Raw genomic sequence first — 18,046 nt, forward strand, 5'->3', positions numbered from 1 at the left:
TCGGGCAGGGATGCGGTCCGTGTTGCGGTCGAGCCTCGGCCATGCGTGGCCTGTGACGTACGGCGGGCCGGCCGTCAGGTGAGGGGCAGGCGGTACAGGCCGCCGGGGAGGGGCTCCACCAGGCCGTCGGAGACCAGCCCGTCGAGCGCGCGGGCACGCTGCACCGGCTCGTCCCACACCCGGTCCAGGACCGCCTGCGGTACGGGCGAGGTCGCGTCCCGCAGTACGGCGAGGAGCTTGCCGCGGACCTGACGGTCGGTACCGGCGTACGTCTGACCGCGCCGCGCCGGGCCCTCGTGCGCGGGCTTCCCGGCCAGCAGCCACGCGCACTGCCCGGCGATCGGACAGCTTCCGCACGTCTCGTTCCTCGCCGTGCACACCAGCGCGCCCAGCTCCATCGACGCGGCCGCCCAGCGGGACGCCGTACCGTCGTCCTCCGGCAGCAGGGCACGGGCCATCTTCCGTTCGGCGGCCGTGGTCGCGTTCGGCGGGTACTGCGTGCCGCTGACCGCGCGGGCGAAGACGCGCCGCACGTTGGTGTCGAGCACGGCATGCCGCTGGCCGTAGGCGAACGACGCCACCGCCGCGGCCGTGTACTCGCCGATCCCCGGCAGCGCGAGCAACTGCGCGTGCTCCCGCGGTACGTCCCCGCCGTGCCGTTCCGTTATGGCCACCGCGGCGCCGTGCAGCCGCAGGGCGCGACGCGGGTATCCGAGCCGGCCCCAGGCGCGGACCGCCTCGCCCGGTGGTTCCTTCGCGAGGTCCGCAGGACGGGGCCAGCGCGCCAACCACTGCTCGTAGACGGGCAGTACGCGGTTGACCGGCGTCTGCTGCAGCATGAACTCGCTGATCATCACCCCCCAGGGTCCGGCCTCCGGCCGCCGCCAGGGCAGGTCACGGGCGTGCGTCTCGAACCAGGCGATCACCGGGGTGTGCAGTGCGGTCGGGGTTGCGTCGGCAGGGCTGCTCTGAGGCTTCGTGGGTGCAGTCATGGCACGGTCGATCCTGCCATGCGGGGGTGGGTGGGGGCGGGTTCTGGCGGGGGGTGTCTGGGGTGGGTCGGCCGGCTGCGGGCCGACGCACCCCAGACACCTGACGCCGCGCCCGCCTCAACCACCGGCCCGCCTCACCCCCAGGCCCGCCTCAACCACAGGCCCGCCTCACCCCCCCCAGGCCCGCCTCAACCGCCGACCCGCCACCCCAGCTCCGGCCCCAGCTTCGTCGCGATGTCGGTCAGGATCTGCACATAGTCCTCGTGCTCGAAGGTGAACGGCAGGGCGAACGCCACCTCGTCGACCTCCCGGAAGGCGACCTGTGCCCGCAGCCGCTCGGCGATCTCCGCGGACGTACCCACCAGGTCGGGTGCGAAGAGCAGCCGCCCCGGCCCCTGCGGCGCGGTGGTCCGGGGCAGCCGCTTCGCCGCGTACGCCTCGTACCGGGCGCGCTGCTCCGCCGTCGCCGAGTCGGTGGGGATGACGACGAGCCCCTGCGAGACCCGGGCCCCCGCCCCCTCGGGGTGGTGCGCCCGGAACTCCCGGATGTGGGAGAGCTGGACCCCGGCGAAGTCCACCGCCCCGCTCGTCTCGCCCTCGGCCTTCACGACGCTGCTGGTCAGGAAGTTCATACCGTTCTCGCCGGCCCACCGCGCCGACCGGAGGCTGCCGCCGCCGTACCACATACGGCTCCCCAGCCCGGGGGAGTGCGGCTGCACCCGCTCGGAGAAGACCTCGAACCCCTCGGTGCCGCTGAAGTCGCTGGCCGGCTCACCGCGGACGAAGCCGAGGAGCCGCCGGACCCGATCGAAGCCGAAGTCCTCGGCGTCGGCGGTGTCCGGGTAGAGCGCGGCCTTGACGGTGTCGTAGTGCATCGGGGGTCCGACGCTGATCCCCGGGTTGAGCCGGCCGCCGGAGAGCAGGTCGACCGTGGCCAGGTCCTCGGCGAGCCGCAGCGGGTTCTCCCAGCCCAACGGGATGACGGCGGTGCCCAGTTCGATGCGGCTCGTGCGCTGCGAGGCCGCCGCCATCACGGCGACGGGGGAGGAGATGCCGTACTGCAGATGACGGTGGCGCAGCCACGCGCTGTCGAAGCCGAGCCGCTCACCCAACTCGATGATCTCCAGAGTCGACTCGTGACCCCGGCGCGGATCGGCCTCGTCGAACAGCCCGATGGTCAGGAACCCCAGCTTCCGCAATGGCCTCGGCGTCGCCACGGTGACGCCGCCCTCCACGGATCCGTCCATCGTCTTCTCCCGTCACGTCGACGCACTGCGCGGTGATGGGGAGATTGTGGCAGTTGTGGATGAGGAGACGGTGAACGGCGGTGCGAGGGCCGTAAGTTCGCCCGGACGGCCGGGCGCGGCACGACGCCGATCCGGTCACGGAGGGTGCCCGTTCGGGCGTTGTGATCACGTACCGCGATCATGTGGCGTCCGGCGGGGGCGCCTTCCGGAACGACCGGGATGATGATCCGGAAAAGTTGGAGTTTCGGGCGGCGGGTGGGGCCGGTGACGGGCCCGATCTCTCGTACAGTTTGCGCCGTGGGATCTCTGCGCAATCCGATCGGGCCGCTTCCCTCCACCATCTATTGGCGACGGAGGGCCATTCTGCTGACCGTCCTCGGTCTGCTGGCGATCCTGGTCGTATGGATCGTCACCGGCGGTGGCGGTGGCAACGGGAACGACGCGGGCGAGCCCGACGGCAAGAACCCCGTCACCTCGATCACCCCCGGGCCCTCGCAGTCCGGTCCCGCGATCAGTCAAGCGCCGGGCGGACGGGACGAGTCGGGCGACGGGTCGAGCGCGGGCGGCGACGGTTCGGGCTCCGGATCCGGCGGCTCGGGTTCGGGTTCTGGTTCTGGTTCCGGGGGCGCCGAGGACGGGTCCGGTGCCGCGGGCGGGGGCACGTCGGACGACGGCGGCAAGAACGGCAGCAGTTCCGGGGAGCAGGTCGACGCGGGGTCGAGTCTGCCCAACTGCACCGCCGGGGCCGTGAAGTTGACCGTGCGCAGTGTGCGCAACGACTACGAGCCCGGCGTGAACCCCACGTTCGAGCTGATCGCGCGCAACTCCTCCGGCGGTGACTGCAAGCTCGACCTCGGGCCGGACAACACGGTGGTGACGATCACCGCGGCCGACGGCGACGACGCGTTCTGGGCGTCCGAGGACTGCCACGAGACCGCGGGGAGCCTGCTGTTCCGGGTGCCCGCCGGGGACCGGGTCACCTACACGGTGGAGTGGAACCGCGCCCCCAGCGCGCCCAACTGCGCGACCCCGTCGGCGGGTTCGGCCGGTGCGGGGACCTACCTCGTGGAGGCGAAGGCTCCGGGGCTGGCCACGGCCCGGGCGTCGTTCGTGCTGGAGAAGGACTGACGGTCGGGACCGGCGACCGGGGTCATCCCCGACGCTCCACCCGTCCCGTGCTCGCAGGGGCCGCCCTCACGGCCCCGCACCGACCTCCGCTTACCGGACGACCTCCGCCTTACCGGATGGTCTCTGCCCGGCCGGACGGCCTCCGCGCTGCTAGACGTACCGCTCCAGGATCGAGGACTCCGCCAGGCGGGACAGGCCCTCGCGGACGCTGCGGGCGCGGGCTTCGCCCACTCCGTCGACCGTCTGGAGGTCGTCGACGCTGGCGGCGAGCAGCTTCTGCAGGCCGCCGAAGTGTTCGACGAGGCGGTCGATGATGGCGCCGGGGAGGCGGGGGACCTTGGCCAGGAGGCGGTAGCCGCGCGGGGAGACCGCGGAGTCCATGCCCTCCGGGGAGCCGGTGTAGCCGAGGGCGCGGGCGACGGTGGGCAGTTCGAGGAGCTCCGCGTGGGCGAGGGCGTCGAGTTCGCGCAGGGCCTCGTCGACCGTGCGGGAGCGTTTGGCCGTCGGCTCCGGGACGTAGTCCCGGACGACCAGTTCGCGCTCCGGCTCGACACCCGCGATCAGTTCGTCGAGCTGGAGGGTCAGGAGGCGGCCGTCGGTGCCCAGTTCGACCACGTATTCGGCGATTTCGGTGGCGATGCGGCGGACCATCTCCAGCCGCTGCGCGACCGCCGAGACGTCCCGGACCGTCACCAGGTCCTCGATCTCCAGCGCGGAGAGGGTGCCGGCCACCTCGTCCAGGCGGAGCTTGTACCGCTCCAGCGTCGCCAGGGCCTGGTTCGCGCGCGACAGGATCGCCGCCGAGTCCTCCAGGACGCGCCGGTGGCCGTCGACGTACAGCGCGATCAGGCGCATCGACTGGGAGACCGAGACGACCGGGAAGCCGACCTGCTTGCTGACACGGTCGGCCGTGCGGTGCCGGGTGCCGGTCTCCTCGGTGGGGATCGTCGGGTCGGGAACCAGTTGCACACCCGCCCGGAGGATCTTGGAGAGGTCCGAGGAGAGCACGATGCCGCCGTCGAGCTTGCACAGCTCCCGCAGGCGAGTGGCCGTGAACTCCACATCCAGGACGAAACCGCCGGTACACATCGGCTCGACGGTCTTGTCGAAGCCGAGCACGATGAGCCCGCCGGTGTTGCCGCGGAGAATCCGCTCGAGCCCGTCGCGAAGGGCCGTACCTGGTGCCACGGCGCTCAGTGAGGCGCGCATCAGGCCATCGGCACCGGAGCTCCCACCGGACTTTCCGGGAGCTGCTGCCCGGTCGTTGGCTGCCACTGCACTCCTCCGGTCGCGGGTTGGGGGCGCTCCCGTTTCGCACTCCTGGTTCGTACGGACGGGCGAGACCTGGGCAAAGTCTACCGGCGGTCCTCCTCGTCCCGTGGGGCCTCTCGCCGACGGGATCGGGGCAGCACCCGCAGGGCGTCTCCCATGTCGGCCACTTCGAGGACCTTCATACCGGGAGGAACCCTGCCGGGATCGGACGGAACGAGCGCGTGGGTGAACCCCAGGCGGTGCGCTTCGGAGAGCCGGCGCTGGACGCCCGTGACCCGTCTTACCTCGCCCGCGAGGCCCACCTCACCGATCGCCACGAGGTTCTTGGGCAGCGGGGTGTCGGTCGCCGCGGACGCCAGGGCGAGGGCGATCGCGAGGTCCGCGGCGGGCTCCGAGAGCTTCACGCCGCCGACCGTCGCCGAGTAGATGTCCCGCTTGCCGAGGGCGCTGATACGGCCGCGCTGCTCCAGGACCGCGAGCATCATCGAGACTCGCGAGGTCTCCAGGCCGGACGTCGTGCGCCGGGGGGAGGGGAGCTGCGAGTCGACTGTGAGCGACTGCACTTCCGCGACCAGGGGGCGGCGGCCCTCCAGGGTGACGGTCAGGCAGGTGCCGGGGACGGGTTCGTCGCGGCGGGTGAGGAAGAGACCGCTGGGGTCGGTGAGGCCGGTGATGCCCTCGTCGTGCAGCTCGAAGCAGCCGACCTCGTCCGTCGCTCCGTAGCGGTTCTTGACGCCGCGCACCAGGCGCAGGCGCGCGTGCCGGTCGCCCTCGAAGTGCAGGACCACGTCGACGAGGTGCTCCAGGAGACGGGGGCCCGCGATGGCGCCGTCCTTCGTGACGTGTCCCACCAGGAGGGTCGACATGCCGCGTTCCTTGGAGGCGCGGATCAGGGCGCCGGCGACCTCGCGGACCTGGGCCATGCCGCCGGGGGCGCCGTCGATCTCGGGGGAGGCGATCGTCTGGACCGAGTCGAGGATCAGCAGGGACGGCTTCACCGCGTCCAAGTGGCCCAGCACGGCGGAGAGGTCGGTCTCGGCGGCGAGGTAGAGGTGGTCGTGCAGGGCGTTGATCCGGTCGGCCCGCAGGCGGACCTGGCTGGCGGACTCCTCGCCCGTGACGTAGAGGGTCGGGTGCTCGGCGTCGGCGGCCTTGGCGGCGACATCGAGGAGCAGGGTGGACTTGCCGACGCCCGGCTCGCCCGCGAGGAGGACCACGGCTCCGGGGACCAGGCCGCCGCCGAGGACCCGGTCCAGCTCCGGGACCCCGGTGGTGCGGGCGGTGGCCTGGCGGCCGTCGACCTGGCCGATGGGCACGGCGGAGGTGGTGACGCGGCCGGGGGCCGTCGTACGGACGGCGGGCGTGCCGTACTCGTCGACCGTGCCCCACGCCTGGCATTCGGGGCAGCGGCCGAGCCACTTGGCCGTCTGCCAGCCGCACTCCGTGCAGCGGTAGGACGGCCGGTCCTTCGCGGTTTTCGTACGGGCAGCCATGCACGAACCGTAACGGAGGGCACTGACAGCGGCGGGGGTCGGGCGGCTCGGGCCGGGGCCGGCGGCCGTGGGTGTGCCGGCCCGGTGGGGGGCGCCCGTTCGCTGTGGGGGGCGTGCTCGTGGGGCGGGCGCCAGGGGGACGCGGTTGCTCACGCCGTTTCCCGCGCCCCTCGGGGACGCGCGCCACCGGTTGCCTGGCGGCGCGCCCCCGTGTCTCGCGAACGTGTCCTATCGGCGGGGCCCGATCGTCAGGTCGGCCGGGCGGTACGGGACGTACGCCGCGCCGTCGAGGCCGAGGGCGAGGGCGGCGGTCTGGAGGGCGCCCGGGGTCGCGGAGGCGCCCCAGCGGCCGGAGTCGAGGCGGGACTCCAGGGCGTGCAGGGCGGCGACGGTCTCGGCGGTGGTGAAGGCGCAGTGGCCCTGGCGTTCGACGTAGGCCTGGCGCAGGAGGGCGGCGTCGCCGGAGGCGCGCACGCGGGTCGCGAAGCGGGACTCCTGCTCCACGGGGACCAGGTCGTCGGCGACGGTGTGGATGTCCAGGAGCGGGACCGCGAGGCCCTGTCCGGCGGAGGAGGTGCGCTCGCCGGCCGCGACGGCGGCCGGGTCGGCGGTGATGTCGGCGTGGGAGGTCAGGTTCCGCAGATCGGCGCGCAGGTTCAGGCCGGCCTTCTTGTACAGAGCCTTGACCAGGGGCGCGTGCTGCGAGTTCGCGAGCACGCGCGCGTAGTCGACGCCCTTGTTCCCGGAGTTGTTGCCGCCCAGGGCCTTCTCGACGTGGTGGCGGGCGGGTTCGACGCGGTTGAGGACACCCTGCGCGAGCCACGCGTACTGCTGGGCCTGCTGTGCCTCCCAGTCCCCGTCGGCGGGGCGGTCCTTGCCGGGTGCCCAGGTGGGCAGGTTGAGGTAGGCGGCGGCGAGGGCGATACGGGCGCGGCCCTCGGGGGTCTGCTGCGCGGCGACGACGGCGTCGGTGAGCTGCCGGCCGGTCGCGGCGCCGTCGGCCTCGGAGGCGAAGTCCACCAGCTTCACCGGCGTGTCCGGGAGCAGGAGCCGGGCGATCGTGTACTCGGCGTCGAGCTGGTAGGTGTGCAGGTCGTTGGCGCCGGCCACGAGACCGCAGAGGCCGAGGGCGCCGTCGATCCCGCCGGCGCCGGAGCGGGCGAGCCGGGCGTTGACCAGACCGCCCATGGACTGCCCGACGGAGAGGGTGCGGGTGGGTTCGCCGATCTTCTCGGTGACCGCCGCGATGGTGGCGACCTGGTCGCGCTCGGCGCTCTCCAGGGCCCAGAGGGTCTCGCTCACGTCGAAGGAGGATCCGGTGAGCGCGTAGCCCTCTTCGAGGAGCCGCAGGCGTACGGCCTCGCGGGGGGCGTTCTGGGGCGCGGTGCCGCCGAAGCCGTGGCTGAAGACGATCAGGGTGCCGTTCCAGTTCTCCGGGACGTCCGCGATCCAGGCGGCCCCGTCAGGGAGGGTGCCGGTGAGGCGTTCGACGGCGGGCGCGGCCGTCCGCGCGGTGGCCGTCGAGGCGGAGGCGCCGGTCAGCGAGAGGACGACGGCGGCGGCCAGGGCGGTGAGCGTGCGGCCGGGGGACGAGCGGAAGGCGCGTGCGGTCATGAGAGTGGGGCTCCTGACTCGGCGTACCTGAAGGTAACTTGGACTCCGGGAATGTAGGGCGAATTAGTGGCCGTGGTCAATAAAGTGCACAACATTGGCGGGATGTCGCCGGAACCCGGGGTTCCTGTCCCCTTATGAGGGATCGTTTCACCCGTACGGAGTAAATGTGTCGAAGGGGCGGGAAGGTGCTGCTTCCGGGCGCCTACCGTCCATGAATGATGAGCATCAGTCCGGAAACCTCGACCCGCACCACCGGCGCGCACCGGGCGTACAGCGAGGCGCGCGATCGGGCGGCCGCGCGGGCGGTGGCGCAGCGCACGCCGGCGCACTACGAGCCGTACCTGGACGGCCTGTTCACCTACTGCATGTCGGTGCTGTGCGACCACGACGCGGCGACCGCGGCCCTGGCGGACGTCCTCGTGCTCGCCGACCGCCGCCGGGGTCCGGGCGACGCCGGGGGCCGCCGGGCCCGGCTGTACGCGCTGGCCCGGTGGGCCTGTCTGCGCGGGCTCACGGAGGTCCGGCAGAAACGGCCGGGCACGCACGCCTCCGCGCGCCCGCCCGCACACGCCGGCGGGACCGAGAAGCCGCGCGCCGCGAAGAACGCCGTCGGATCCGCCGTCCTCTCCGAGGACGAGGAGCGGCGGCGCAGGCGTGAACTGGCCCGGCTCGCCTGGCCGGAGGCCGCCGGCACCACGCCCGAGCAGCGCGAGGCGCTGGAGTTGGCGGTGCGGCACCAGCTCACCGCCCCCGAGGTCGCCGACGTGCTGGGGATGGACCCGGCCGCCGCCCGGGAGTTGCTCGCCTCCGCCGCCTGCGAGGTGGAGCGCACCAGGGCGGCCCTGGCCGTCGTGGAGAGCGGCGCCTGTCCGGGCGTCGCCCGCCTCGCGGGGGACCAGCCGTTCGTCCTGAGCGCCGCCCTGCGCCGCGAACTCGTCCGGCACGTCGACGACTGTCCCGTCTGCCGCCGCGCCGCCGAGCACGCCGTCCCCGGCCACTGGCCCGGCACCAGCGTCACGCCCGCCGCGCTGCCCGTGCTCGAAGCGCCGCGCGCGGCCCTCGTGTCCGCGACGGCGCACCTCACGCGCGGGCGTGGCGGCGCCCCGCGCTTCGACCGCCGGGGCTTCCCCATGGACCCGAGGGACCGCGCCGCCCGCCGGGACCGGCTGCGCGCGCGTGCCGTCACGACGACCGTCGTGGCCACCGTGGTCGCCGCGCCCGTCTTCGCCCTGTGGGCCGCCTACCGGGGCGCCCCCCTCATCGGCGAGGGCGCCGACGGCCGTTCCGTCAGCGCGGGCGAGGAACAGGGCGACGGCGACGGCGACGGCGCCGTCGGCGAGGGCGGCGGCGACGCCTACGAGAACGCCGGCAACGCCCGGACCGGGCCCGGCGCCCGCCCCGGCAAGGGACCCGCGGACGACGTGTCCGTGGAGGTCACCCAGGGGAAGGGGCGGGGCGCGCTCGCCGTCACCGCGGCGAACGACGGCGACACCACCCTCATCACCCTGAAGGCGACGGGCGACTCCCCCGTCCGCTGGTCCGCCCGCACCGGCGCCGACTGGCTCTACCTCAGCCGGTCCTCGGGCACCCTGGAGCCCGGCGCGTCCACGACGATCAAGGTGTACGTCGACCAGCTGAGCGAGCCCGCCGGGTACTGGACGGCGGAGGTCTCACTGGCTCCCTCGGGCGCCGTGGTGACGATCGAGGGCTACGGTCCGGTGCCGACGCCGCCGGTCGACCCCCGGCCGACCCCACCGGATGCGGACCCGGGCCCGCCGAGGCCCACGGACCCGCCCCCGGCACCCGACCCGGACCCCACACCCACGGGCCCGGCGCAGCCCGACCCGACCCCGGCGCCCACCGACGAGACCCCCACGGACCCGCCCGGCCCGACCTCACCGCCGAGCGACGGGGGAGGCGACCCGCCGCCGGCTTCGTAGGGAGCGCGGGGTGCGTGCCGGGAGGGAGGGGCCGGTGCGGTCCGACCGAATCCACCGACTTCGCCTGCGGTCCGACCGAATCCACCGACTTCGCCTGCGGTCCGACCGAATCCACCGACTCCGTCTCCGGTCCGACCGAATCCACCGACTCCGTCTCCGGTCCGACCGAATCCACCGACTCCGCCTGCGGTCCGACCGAATCCACGACTTCGCCTACGGTCCGACCGAATCCACCGGTTCGGCCGGCGGGGTGACCGGATCCGCCGGATGGGACGCCACCAGCGGCAGACGCGACGCCAGTCGCTGCTCGCACAGCTCGACCAGGCGGTCGTACCCCGCCTTGCCCATCAGCTCGACCAGCTCGGGCCGGTACGAGACGTACACCGGGTCGCCCGCGCCGTGCGCGGAGGTCGCCGACGTGCACCACCAGTGCAGGTCGTGGCCGCCTGGGCCCCAGCCGCGGCGGTCGTACTCGCCGATCGACACCTGCAGCACCCGCGTGTCGTCGGGCCGGTCGATCCAGTCGTACGTGCGCCGGATCGGCAGCTGCCAGCAGACGTCCGGCTTGGTCTCCAGCGGCTCGCGGCCCTCCCGCAGCGCCAGGATGTGCAGCGAGCAGCCCGCGCCCCCGGCGAAGCCCGGGCGGTTCTGGAAGATGCACGACCCCTTGTAGGGACGGGTCTGGCGGTCGCCGTCCTCGTCCTTGGAGACCCAGCCGGTCTCCGTGCCCACGTCGTGGAACTGCCAGATCTCCGGAGTGAGCCTCGCCACATGTTCGGCGACGCGCTTCTCGTCGTCCTCGTCCGAGAAGTGGGCGCCCAGGCTGCAGCACCCGTCGGCCGCGCGGCCCGCCTGGATGCCTTGGCAGCCGCTGCCGAAGACGCAGTTCCAGCGCGAGGTCAGCCAGGTGAGATCGCAGCGGAAGACCTGCTCGTCGTCCGCCGGATCAGGGAACTCCACCCACGCGCGCGCGAAATCGAGTCCCTTCTCGTCCGGCGCCGTGGACTCCGCGGAGCCCTTCGCCGACTTCGGTGGCCTGGTCGCCGCCTTCGCCCGCGAAGAGCCGCCGGTCACGGCCGCTCCCGCTGCCGACTTGTCGGCCTTTGCCTTTTTCGTCTTTGGCACCCGTCCAGGGTACGGCGCCGGAGGCCGCATCGAGGACCTTGCACGGCTCCGCTGGCAGTAGCGTTCCGCCCATGAGACTCGGTGTCCTCGACGTGGGATCGAACACGGTGCATCTGCTGGTGGTGGACGCACACCCGGGGGCACGCCCCCTGCCCGCGCACTCGCACAAGGTGGAACTACGCCTTGCCCAGCTCCTCGACGAGGCCGGGGCCATCGGTTCCGAAGGGGTCGAGAAACTCATAGCCGTCGTCCACGAGGCGCTCCAGGCCGCCGAGGACAAGGGCGTGGAGGAACTGCTGCCCTTCGCCACCTCCGCCGTGCGCGAGGCCAGCAACGCCGACGAGGTCCTCGCCCGGGTCCAGGACGAGACCGGGGTCGAACTGCAGGTCCTCGCCGGCGCCGAGGAGGCCCGGCTGACCTTCCTCGCCGTCCGCCGCTGGTTCGGCTGGTCCGCGGGCAAGCTGCTCGTCCTCGACATCGGCGGGGGCTCCCTGGAGATCGCGTACGGCATAGACGAGGAGCCCGACACCGCCGTCTCGCTCCCGCTCGGCGCCGGGCGCCTCACCGCCGGCTGGCTGCCCCGCGACCCGGCCACCCCCGACGACATCCGCGCCCTGCGCCGGCATGTCCGGGCGCAGATAGCCCGGACGGTCGGCGAGTTCAGCCGGTTCGGTGCCCCCGACCACGTCGTCGCCACCTCCAAGACCTTCAAGCAGCTCGCCCGTATCGGCGGCGCGGCCCGCTCCACGGAGGGCCTCTATGTCCACCGCGACCTCAAGCGCGAGGCCCTGGAGTCCTGGGTCCCCAAGCTCGCCCACATGACCACGGCCCAGCGCGCCGCGCTCCCCGGCGTCTCCGAGGGCCGCGCGAACCAGATCCTCGCGGGCGCGCTGGTCGCCGAGGCCGCGATGGACCTCTTCGACGTGCAGACCCTGGAGATCTGCCCCTGGGCGCTGCGGGAGGGCGTGATCCTGCGACGCCTGGACCACATGGGTACGGCGTAGGGGAACCGGGGGCGTACGGGGATGTCTCCGTCCGGGCCCCACCCCCGGCCCGCGACCCGTGTCTTTCAGGGGCGCGGGGACCGGCGCGACCAGCCCCGACCGGCCCGCGGTCGCCTTCCCGGAGCACCCCCACGGCGTACGGGCGGGCCCACCCAGCCCCGGCCGACCTCATGCCCCCCGGCCCACCCGGCCCGCCCCACCCCGTAGGCTGTGGCGCGTGGCAGAACCCGTACGGATCCCGGACGCGAAGGTCGCGCTGTCCACGGCCTCCGTGTATCCGGAGTCGACGGCCACGGCCTTCGAGATCGCCGCGCGCCTGGGCTACGACGGCGTGGAGGTCATGGTCTGGACCGACCCGGTCAGCCAGGACCTGGAGGCTCTGCGCCGTCTCTCCGACTACCACCAGATCCCCATCCTCGCCGTACACGCCCCCTGTCTGCTGATCACCCAGCGGGTGTGGTCGACCGACCCGTGGGTCAAGCTCCAGCGCGCCCAGGCCGCCGCCGAGAAGCTCGGCGCGAGCACGGTCGTCGTACACCCCCCCTTCCGCTGGCAGCGCCAGTACGCGCGCGACTTCGTCACCGGGATCTGGCGGATGGCGGGCGAGACGGACGTCCGGTTCGCCGTCGAGAACATGTACCCCTGGCGCTACCGCGACCGCGAGATGCTCGCGTACGCCCCCGACTGGGACGTGACGAAGGACGACTACCGGCACTTCACGATCGACCTCAGCCACTCCGCGACCTCCCGCACCGACGCCCTGGAGATGGTCGACCGCATGGGCGACCGCCTCGGCCACGTGCACATGGCCGACGGCAGGGGATCGGCCAAGGACGAGCACCTCGTCCCGGGTCGCGGCAGCCAGCCCTGCGCCGAGCTGCTGGAACGTCTCGCGCACAACGGTTTCGACGGCCACGTCGTGATCGAGGTCAACACCCGCCGCGCCATGTCCGCCGCCGAGCGCGAGGCCGACCTGGCGGAGGCCCTCGCCTTCACCCGGCTGCACCTCGCCTCCGCCGTGCGGGTCCCCCGGTCGTGACCTCGGCCACCCCCCGCCGCCGGGGCCGGCCCTCCCGCACGGAATCGGCAGACACGCCCGCCGCGCGCGACCGCATCCTCGCCGCGGCCCGCGAGGAGTTCTCCGAGCGCGGCTACGACAAGACGTCCGTACGCGGCATCGCCAAGGCCGCCGGGGTGGACTCGGCGCTCGTGCACCACTACTTCGGCACCAAGGAGCAGGTGTTCGAGGCCGCCATCACCCTCTCCTTCGGCCCGGCCATGCAGGCTCCCCGGGCCGTCGAGGAGGGCCCCCTCGACGGCGTCGGCGAGCGGCTCGCCCGGTTCTTCTTCGGCGTCTGGGAGAACCCGGCGACCCGTACGCCCCTGCTCGCGATCGTCCGCTCCGCCGTGAACAACGAGGCCGCCGCCGCCGTCTTCCGCCGCATCATCGCCACGCAGGTGCTTCGCCGCATCGCCGACCGCCTGGAGGTGCAGGACGCGGAGCTGCGGGCCGAACTGGCCGCCGCGCAGCTGGTGGGCATCGCGATGCTGCGGTACGTGATCAAGGTCGAGCCACTGGCGTCGGCGGACCCGGAGCAGATCATCAGAAGAGTGGCGCCCGTCGTGCAGGCCCACCTCACCGCGCCTCTCTAGCGGCGCGCGGAACGGCGCACGCCACCACCACGCGCCCGCGGCCGAGAACCGAGACAGTCGTCCCGCATTTCGGACAAGCTGTCCAACCCTTGGCGCAACGGGCGTACGCTCGATGCAGTCAGAACTCTCTGATCGCAGTCTCTGAAGGAGCGAGCGCGATGCCCCAGCTGAGGTCCCGCACAGTCACCCACGGCCGCAACATGGCGGGCGCCCGCGCCCTTATGCGCGCCTCCGGTGTACCGGGCGCGGACATCGGCCGCAAGCCGATCATCGCGGTCGCCAACAGCTTCACCGAGTTCGTGCCGGGCCACACCCACCTCCAGCCGGTGGGCCGTATCGTCAGCGAGGCGATCACCGCGGCCGGCGGCATCCCGCGCGAGTTCAACACCATCGCCGTCGACGACGGCATCGCGATGGGCCACGGCGGCATGCTGTACAGCCTCCCCTCCCGCGACCTGATCGCGGACAGCGTGGAGTACATGGTCGAGGCCCACTGCGCCGACGCCCTGATCTGCATCTCCAACTGCGACAAGATCACCCCGGGCATGCTGAACGCCGCCCTGCGGCTCAACATCCCGACCGTCTTCGTCTCCGGCGGCCCCATGGAGTCCGGCCGGGCCACCCTCGTCGACGGCACGGTCCGCACGCTCGACCTGGTCGACGCGATCTCCGACGCGGTCAACGACAAGATCTCGGACGAGGACATCCTCCGTATCGAGGAGAACGCCTGTCCGACCTGCGGCTCCTGCTCCGGCATGTTCACCGCCAACTCGATGAACTGCCTCGCGGAAGCCATCGGACTCGCCCTCCCGGGCAACGGCTCGGTCCTGGCCACGCACACGGCCCGCCGGGCGCTGTACGAGAACGCGGGCCGCACGGTGATGGACATCACCCGCCGCTACTACGAGCAGGACGACGAGACGGTCCTGCCCCGCAACGTCGCCACCTTCGCGGCCTTCCAGAACGCCATGGCCCTCGACATCGCGATGGGCGGCTCGACCAACACGATCCTGCACCTGCTGGCCGCCGCCCAGGAGGCGGGCGTCCCGTTCGACCTGGACGACATCAACGAGGTCTCGCGCCGGGTGCCGTGTCTGGCGAAGGTCGCGCCGAACGTCGCCAAGGACCGCACGTACTACATGGAGGACGTGCACCGGGCCGGCGGCATCCCCGCCCTCCTCGGCGAACTGCACCGCGCGGGCCTGCTCAACGAGGACGTCAACTCGGTTCACAGCCCATCCCTCGCCGACTGGCTGAAGACCTGGGACGTGCGCGGCGGCTCCCCGTCGCCGGAGGCACTGGAACTGTGGCACGCGGCACCCGGATGTGTCCGCTCCGCCGAGGCCTTCTCCCAGTCCGAGCGCTGGGAGGCCCTGGACGTGGACGCCGAGGGCGGCTGCATCCGCTCCGCCGAGCACGCCTACTCCAAGGACGGCGGCCTCGCGGTCCTCAAGGGCAACCTGGCGGTCGACGGCTGCGTGGTGAAGACGGCGGGCGTCGACGAGTCGATCTGGACGTTCGAGGGCCCGGCGGTCGTCTGCGAGTCGCAGGAGGAGGCCGTCCAGAAGATCCTCATGAAGGAGATCAAGGAGGGCGACGTCGTCGTCATCCGCTACGAGGGCCCCAAGGGCGGCCCCGGCATGCAGGAGATGCTCTACCCGACCTCGTACCTGAAGGGCCGCGGCCTCGGCAAGGCCTGCGCGCTCGTCACCGACGGCCGCTTCTCCGGCGGCACCTCGGGCCTCTCCATCGGCCACGCCTCGCCCGAGGCGGCCGCCGGCGGCACGATCGCCCTCGTCGAGGACGGCGACCGTATCCGCATCGACATCCCGAACCGTTCGATCGAGCTGCTGGTCGACGACGCCGAGCTGGCCCGCCGCGAGCAGGCCCTGAACGGCGTCCACGCCCCGAAGAACCGGGAGCGCAAGGTGTCGGCCGCGCTGCGCGCCTATGCCGCGATGGCCACCAGCGCCGACAAGGGCGCGGTGCGGGACGTCAGCAAGCTGGGCTGAGGGCCCCGCGGAAGCAGTACATCGAGGGCCGTTCCCCTACGGGACGGCCCTCGTTCGTGCAGCCGCTCTCCGTGCAGCCGCTCGGCCGTGAAATCGACGTCACTCGCACGCGCACTCGCCCGGCCGTGACCGGGGGAGGGTCACCAGCTCCCCGGATCGTTCCCGTCCAGCCCGAGCACCGTCCCGTCGAGCGTGCCCGCGCAGACCCGGCCGTCGATGACCACGGGCTCGGGCAGCGAGGCGGTGACCCGGCCCGGGTCCCCGAGCCGCGACGGCGTGTCCCCGCTGATCCCGCCCTTGCGTACGTCCACCGCGAGCAACCGTCCGTCGGACGCGGTGAAGTACACATGCCGGTCGTCGGCGACCGGCGCCGAACTCCGGGCGACCCCCGTCTCCGTCCGCCACAGCTGCTTACGCGTCTTCAGGTCGACGGCCGTGAGAGCGCCCTGCTCGCCGCTCAACAGGTACACGACATCGCCCCGCACGACCCCGTGGGCCCCTTGGAGCCGCACGGGCAGGGCGACCCGGACCGTGCTCCCGGTGCCGGGGTCGTACCGGACCACGGCGACCGTGTCGTCGTAGGCACCACCGATCTCGCCAAGGACGAGGGCGCCGTCCTGGACCCCCAGCAGCTCCAGGTGGCCCTCCAGTGGGGCGTCCCAGCGCACGTCCCCCGTCCTCGGGTCCACCGCGGTGATCCGCGTGCGCGCACCCGCCCCCTTGCCGATGACACTCGCCAGGTACGCCGACCGGTCCCCGTCGAACGACGTGAAGTACGCCTCCGGCTGCCCTGGAATGCGGCCGCTCCACAGGGTGTCGCCGGTGGCGCCGTCCACACCGGTGACCGTCCCGTCGGCGGCGGTCAGGAGCAGCGCGCCGCCGGCGTAGTGCCTGCCGCCGTACGCCGAGACGTCCAGCTCCCACCGCACCTTCCCGGTGCCCGGGTCCAGCGCCTGGGCCCGGCGGCTCTCGTCCGTCAGCACCTGCACCAGTCCACCCGACACGACGGGCGGGTCACCGGTGCCCAGCGCACTCGCCCCGGCGACGGTGTGCCGCCACAGCACACTGCCGTCCGCCGGATCCAGCGCGGAGACCAGCCCCGGCTGCACGCACAACAGCTTCCCCGACCCGTACGAGCAGTGCGGCGCGCTCCTGTTCTTCGCCGCCGGCCTGGTGGCCCAGGCGTCGAGGGCGGGCGCGTCGGCCGCCGCACGTCCGGTCCGGGGAGAGGCCGCGCCACCGTCCGTCCGCCCGCCCTCGCTTCCCAGCGCCCGCACGGAGGCGAACCCCCCGCCCGCGACGAGCACCACCGAGACGGCGACGAGCAGGGCCCGCATGCGCGACCGGCGACCGGCCCGGCTGCTGCCCTGGTCCGTGCGCCGCCCGGAGTCTCCTCGCCCCTCGGCCCCGACGAGGCCGCCGCCCGAATCGGCGCCGGTGCCTGTGTCCGAGTCCGTGCCGGTGCCGCGGGCGGTGCTGGTTGCGGTGCCGGTGGCGTCCTCCGTCACGTCCGCGGCCCGGCCCGGCGGAGACGCCCAGCCCGCCCCCTCTCGCTCCCGCCGGGTCGTCATGAAGGTCTGGGTGTCGTACGAGGCGGCCACGGACCGGAGTTCGTGCATCAGCTCGTCCGCCGTGGGCCGGTCCTCGGGCTCCTTGGCCAGGCAGGCGCGGACGAGGGGAGCGAGGTTCTCGGGTACGTCGGTGAGGTCCGGCTCGTCGTGGACGACCTGGTAGGCGACGACATAGGGACTGTCGGAGTCGAAGGGCCCGCGCCCGGTGGCCGCGTGCACCGTGACCGAGCCGAGCGCGAAGATGTCGGCCGCGGGCCCGACCTCCCGGGGCCGCCGGAACTGCTCGGGGGCCATGAACGGCGGTGTGCCGATCAACTTCCCCGTCTCGGTGCGCAGTTCGCTGTCCTTCGGCCGCGAGATACCGAAGTCGATGACCTTGGGACCGTCCTCGGCGAGCAGTACGTTGCTGGGCTTGAGGTCCCGGTGCACGACGCCGGCGCGGTGGATGTCGCGCAGCGCCTCCGCGAGCCCGGCCATCAGCCGCCGCAACTGCCCCGGCGGCATGGGCCCGTTCCGCTTGACGTACTCGGCGAGGGTCGGGCCGGGGATGAAGAGGGTGGCCATCCAGGGCCGCGCGCTGTCGGTGTCGGCATCCACGACCGGGGCGGTGAAGGCGCCGCTCACCTGTCGGGCGGCGGCGACCTCCTGCTTGAAACGCCCTCTGAACTCGGGGTCCTTGGCGAACTCGGCGTGCACCACCTTCACCGCGAGCCGCAGGCCGGACGTGGAGGCGGCCAGATGGACGACGCCCATGCCACCCGAACCCAGACACGATTCCAGACGGTAGTGGCCGGCGTACTCGGGAAGTTCCGCTTCCTCTCCCGACCCGGTGCCGCGCTGCGGTGCCATGGGTCCACCCCCGTGCTGTTTCGGCCGCTCGCGCGACGCTCGGAGCCTAGTCGATGACACGTACGGGACAGAGGCGGCTTGCTAGCCTTCACGTGCGAAAAACGCACAGGTGTGTGTGTCCTGATTCAGGGGTATCAAAGGGTCCC

13 protein-coding genes are annotated in these 18,046 nt (G+C 73.0%); 6 read left to right on the forward strand and 7 right to left on the reverse strand.

The genetic code is table 11. The features are described from left to right. Window positions 1–74 precede the first annotated feature (74 nt). Window positions 75–992 (reverse strand): HhH-GPD family protein, encoded by a 918-nt coding sequence (locus STRBO_RS0103375; protein ID WP_020113782.1) that lies wholly within the window; start codon window positions 990–992, stop codon window positions 75–77. Between the two features lie 188 nt (window positions 993–1,180). Then, entirely contained in the window at window positions 1,181–2,239 is a 1,059-nt protein-coding gene (locus STRBO_RS0103380) for an LLM class flavin-dependent oxidoreductase (RefSeq protein WP_005475739.1), read from the reverse strand. Between the two features lie 297 nt (window positions 2,240–2,536). Between STRBO_RS0103380 and STRBO_RS0103385 the strand changes: the two genes are divergently transcribed. After that, window positions 2,537–3,367 (forward strand): hypothetical protein, encoded by an 831-nt coding sequence (locus tag STRBO_RS0103385; RefSeq protein ID WP_005475737.1) that lies wholly within the window; start codon window positions 2,537–2,539, stop codon window positions 3,365–3,367. Window positions 3,368–3,517: 150 nt separating this feature from the next. Here the strand turns inward: STRBO_RS0103385 and disA are convergent, their stop codons facing one another. The 3 genes from disA to STRBO_RS0103400 all read right to left on the reverse strand — a co-directional run bounded on the left by disA (window position 3,518) and on the right by STRBO_RS0103400 (window position 7,746). Continuing rightward, window positions 3,518–4,642, reverse strand: a complete 1,125-nt coding sequence (gene disA / locus STRBO_RS0103390; RefSeq protein WP_028796443.1) for a DNA integrity scanning diadenylate cyclase DisA — start codon at window positions 4,640–4,642, stop codon at window positions 3,518–3,520. Between the two features lie 80 nt (window positions 4,643–4,722). Further along, window positions 4,723–6,132: a DNA repair protein RadA gene (radA, locus tag STRBO_RS0103395; protein ID WP_005475728.1), complete on the reverse strand. Its 1,410-nt coding sequence runs from the start codon at window positions 6,130–6,132 to the stop codon at window positions 4,723–4,725. A gap of 228 nt (window positions 6,133–6,360) precedes the next feature. Continuing rightward, window positions 6,361–7,746: a hypothetical protein gene (locus STRBO_RS0103400; protein ID WP_005475726.1), complete on the reverse strand. Its 1,386-nt coding sequence runs from the start codon at window positions 7,744–7,746 to the stop codon at window positions 6,361–6,363. Window positions 7,747–7,961: 215 nt separating this feature from the next. On the opposite strand from STRBO_RS0103400, the gene STRBO_RS0103405 reads away from it, so the two are divergent. After that, complete coding sequence (locus STRBO_RS0103405) at window positions 7,962–9,686, forward strand: BACON domain-containing protein (RefSeq protein WP_005475723.1); 1,725 nt, start codon at window positions 7,962–7,964, stop codon at window positions 9,684–9,686. Between the two features lie 213 nt (window positions 9,687–9,899). Here STRBO_RS0103405 and STRBO_RS0103410 read toward each other — a convergent pair whose 3' ends face one another. Beyond that, window positions 9,900–10,811, reverse strand: coding sequence for a DUF3109 family protein (locus STRBO_RS0103410; protein ID WP_051085253.1), 912 nt, complete (start codon window positions 10,809–10,811; stop codon window positions 9,900–9,902). 71 nt (window positions 10,812–10,882) lie between these two features. Here STRBO_RS0103410 and STRBO_RS0103415 point away from each other — a divergent pair, with 71 nt between their 5' ends. The 4 genes from STRBO_RS0103415 (at window position 10,883) to ilvD (ending at window position 15,480) form a co-directional block, all read left to right on the forward strand. Next, window positions 10,883–11,815, forward strand: a complete 933-nt coding sequence (locus STRBO_RS0103415; RefSeq protein WP_005475713.1) for a Ppx/GppA family phosphatase — start codon at window positions 10,883–10,885, stop codon at window positions 11,813–11,815. Window positions 11,816–12,032: 217 nt separating this feature from the next. Beyond that, window positions 12,033–12,854 (forward strand): sugar phosphate isomerase/epimerase family protein, encoded by an 822-nt coding sequence (locus tag STRBO_RS0103420; RefSeq protein WP_005475712.1) that lies wholly within the window; start codon window positions 12,033–12,035, stop codon window positions 12,852–12,854. After that, window positions 12,851–13,468 carry a TetR/AcrR family transcriptional regulator gene (locus STRBO_RS0103425; protein ID WP_005475711.1) on the forward strand — a complete coding sequence of 206 codons (618 nt, stop codon included), beginning with the start codon at window positions 12,851–12,853 and terminating at the stop codon, window positions 13,466–13,468. Before STRBO_RS0103420 ends, STRBO_RS0103425 begins: the two co-directional genes overlap by 4 nt. Window positions 13,469–13,626: 158 nt before the next feature. Then, the gene (gene ilvD / locus STRBO_RS0103430; protein WP_020113784.1) at window positions 13,627–15,480 is read left to right on the forward strand and encodes a dihydroxy-acid dehydratase; all 1,854 of its coding nucleotides are present in this window, start codon (window positions 13,627–13,629) and stop codon (window positions 15,478–15,480) included. Between the two features lie 140 nt (window positions 15,481–15,620). On the opposite strand, the gene STRBO_RS0103435 is transcribed toward ilvD, so the two are convergent. Next, complete coding sequence (locus STRBO_RS0103435; RefSeq protein ID WP_005475707.1) at window positions 15,621–17,900, reverse strand: serine/threonine-protein kinase; 2,280 nt, start codon at window positions 17,898–17,900, stop codon at window positions 15,621–15,623. Window positions 17,901–18,046: the final 146 nt, after the last annotated feature.

It is taken from the genome of Streptomyces bottropensis ATCC 25435 (assembly GCF_000383595.1).
GTDB lineage: Bacteria > Actinomycetota > Actinomycetes > Streptomycetales > Streptomycetaceae > Streptomyces > Streptomyces bottropensis.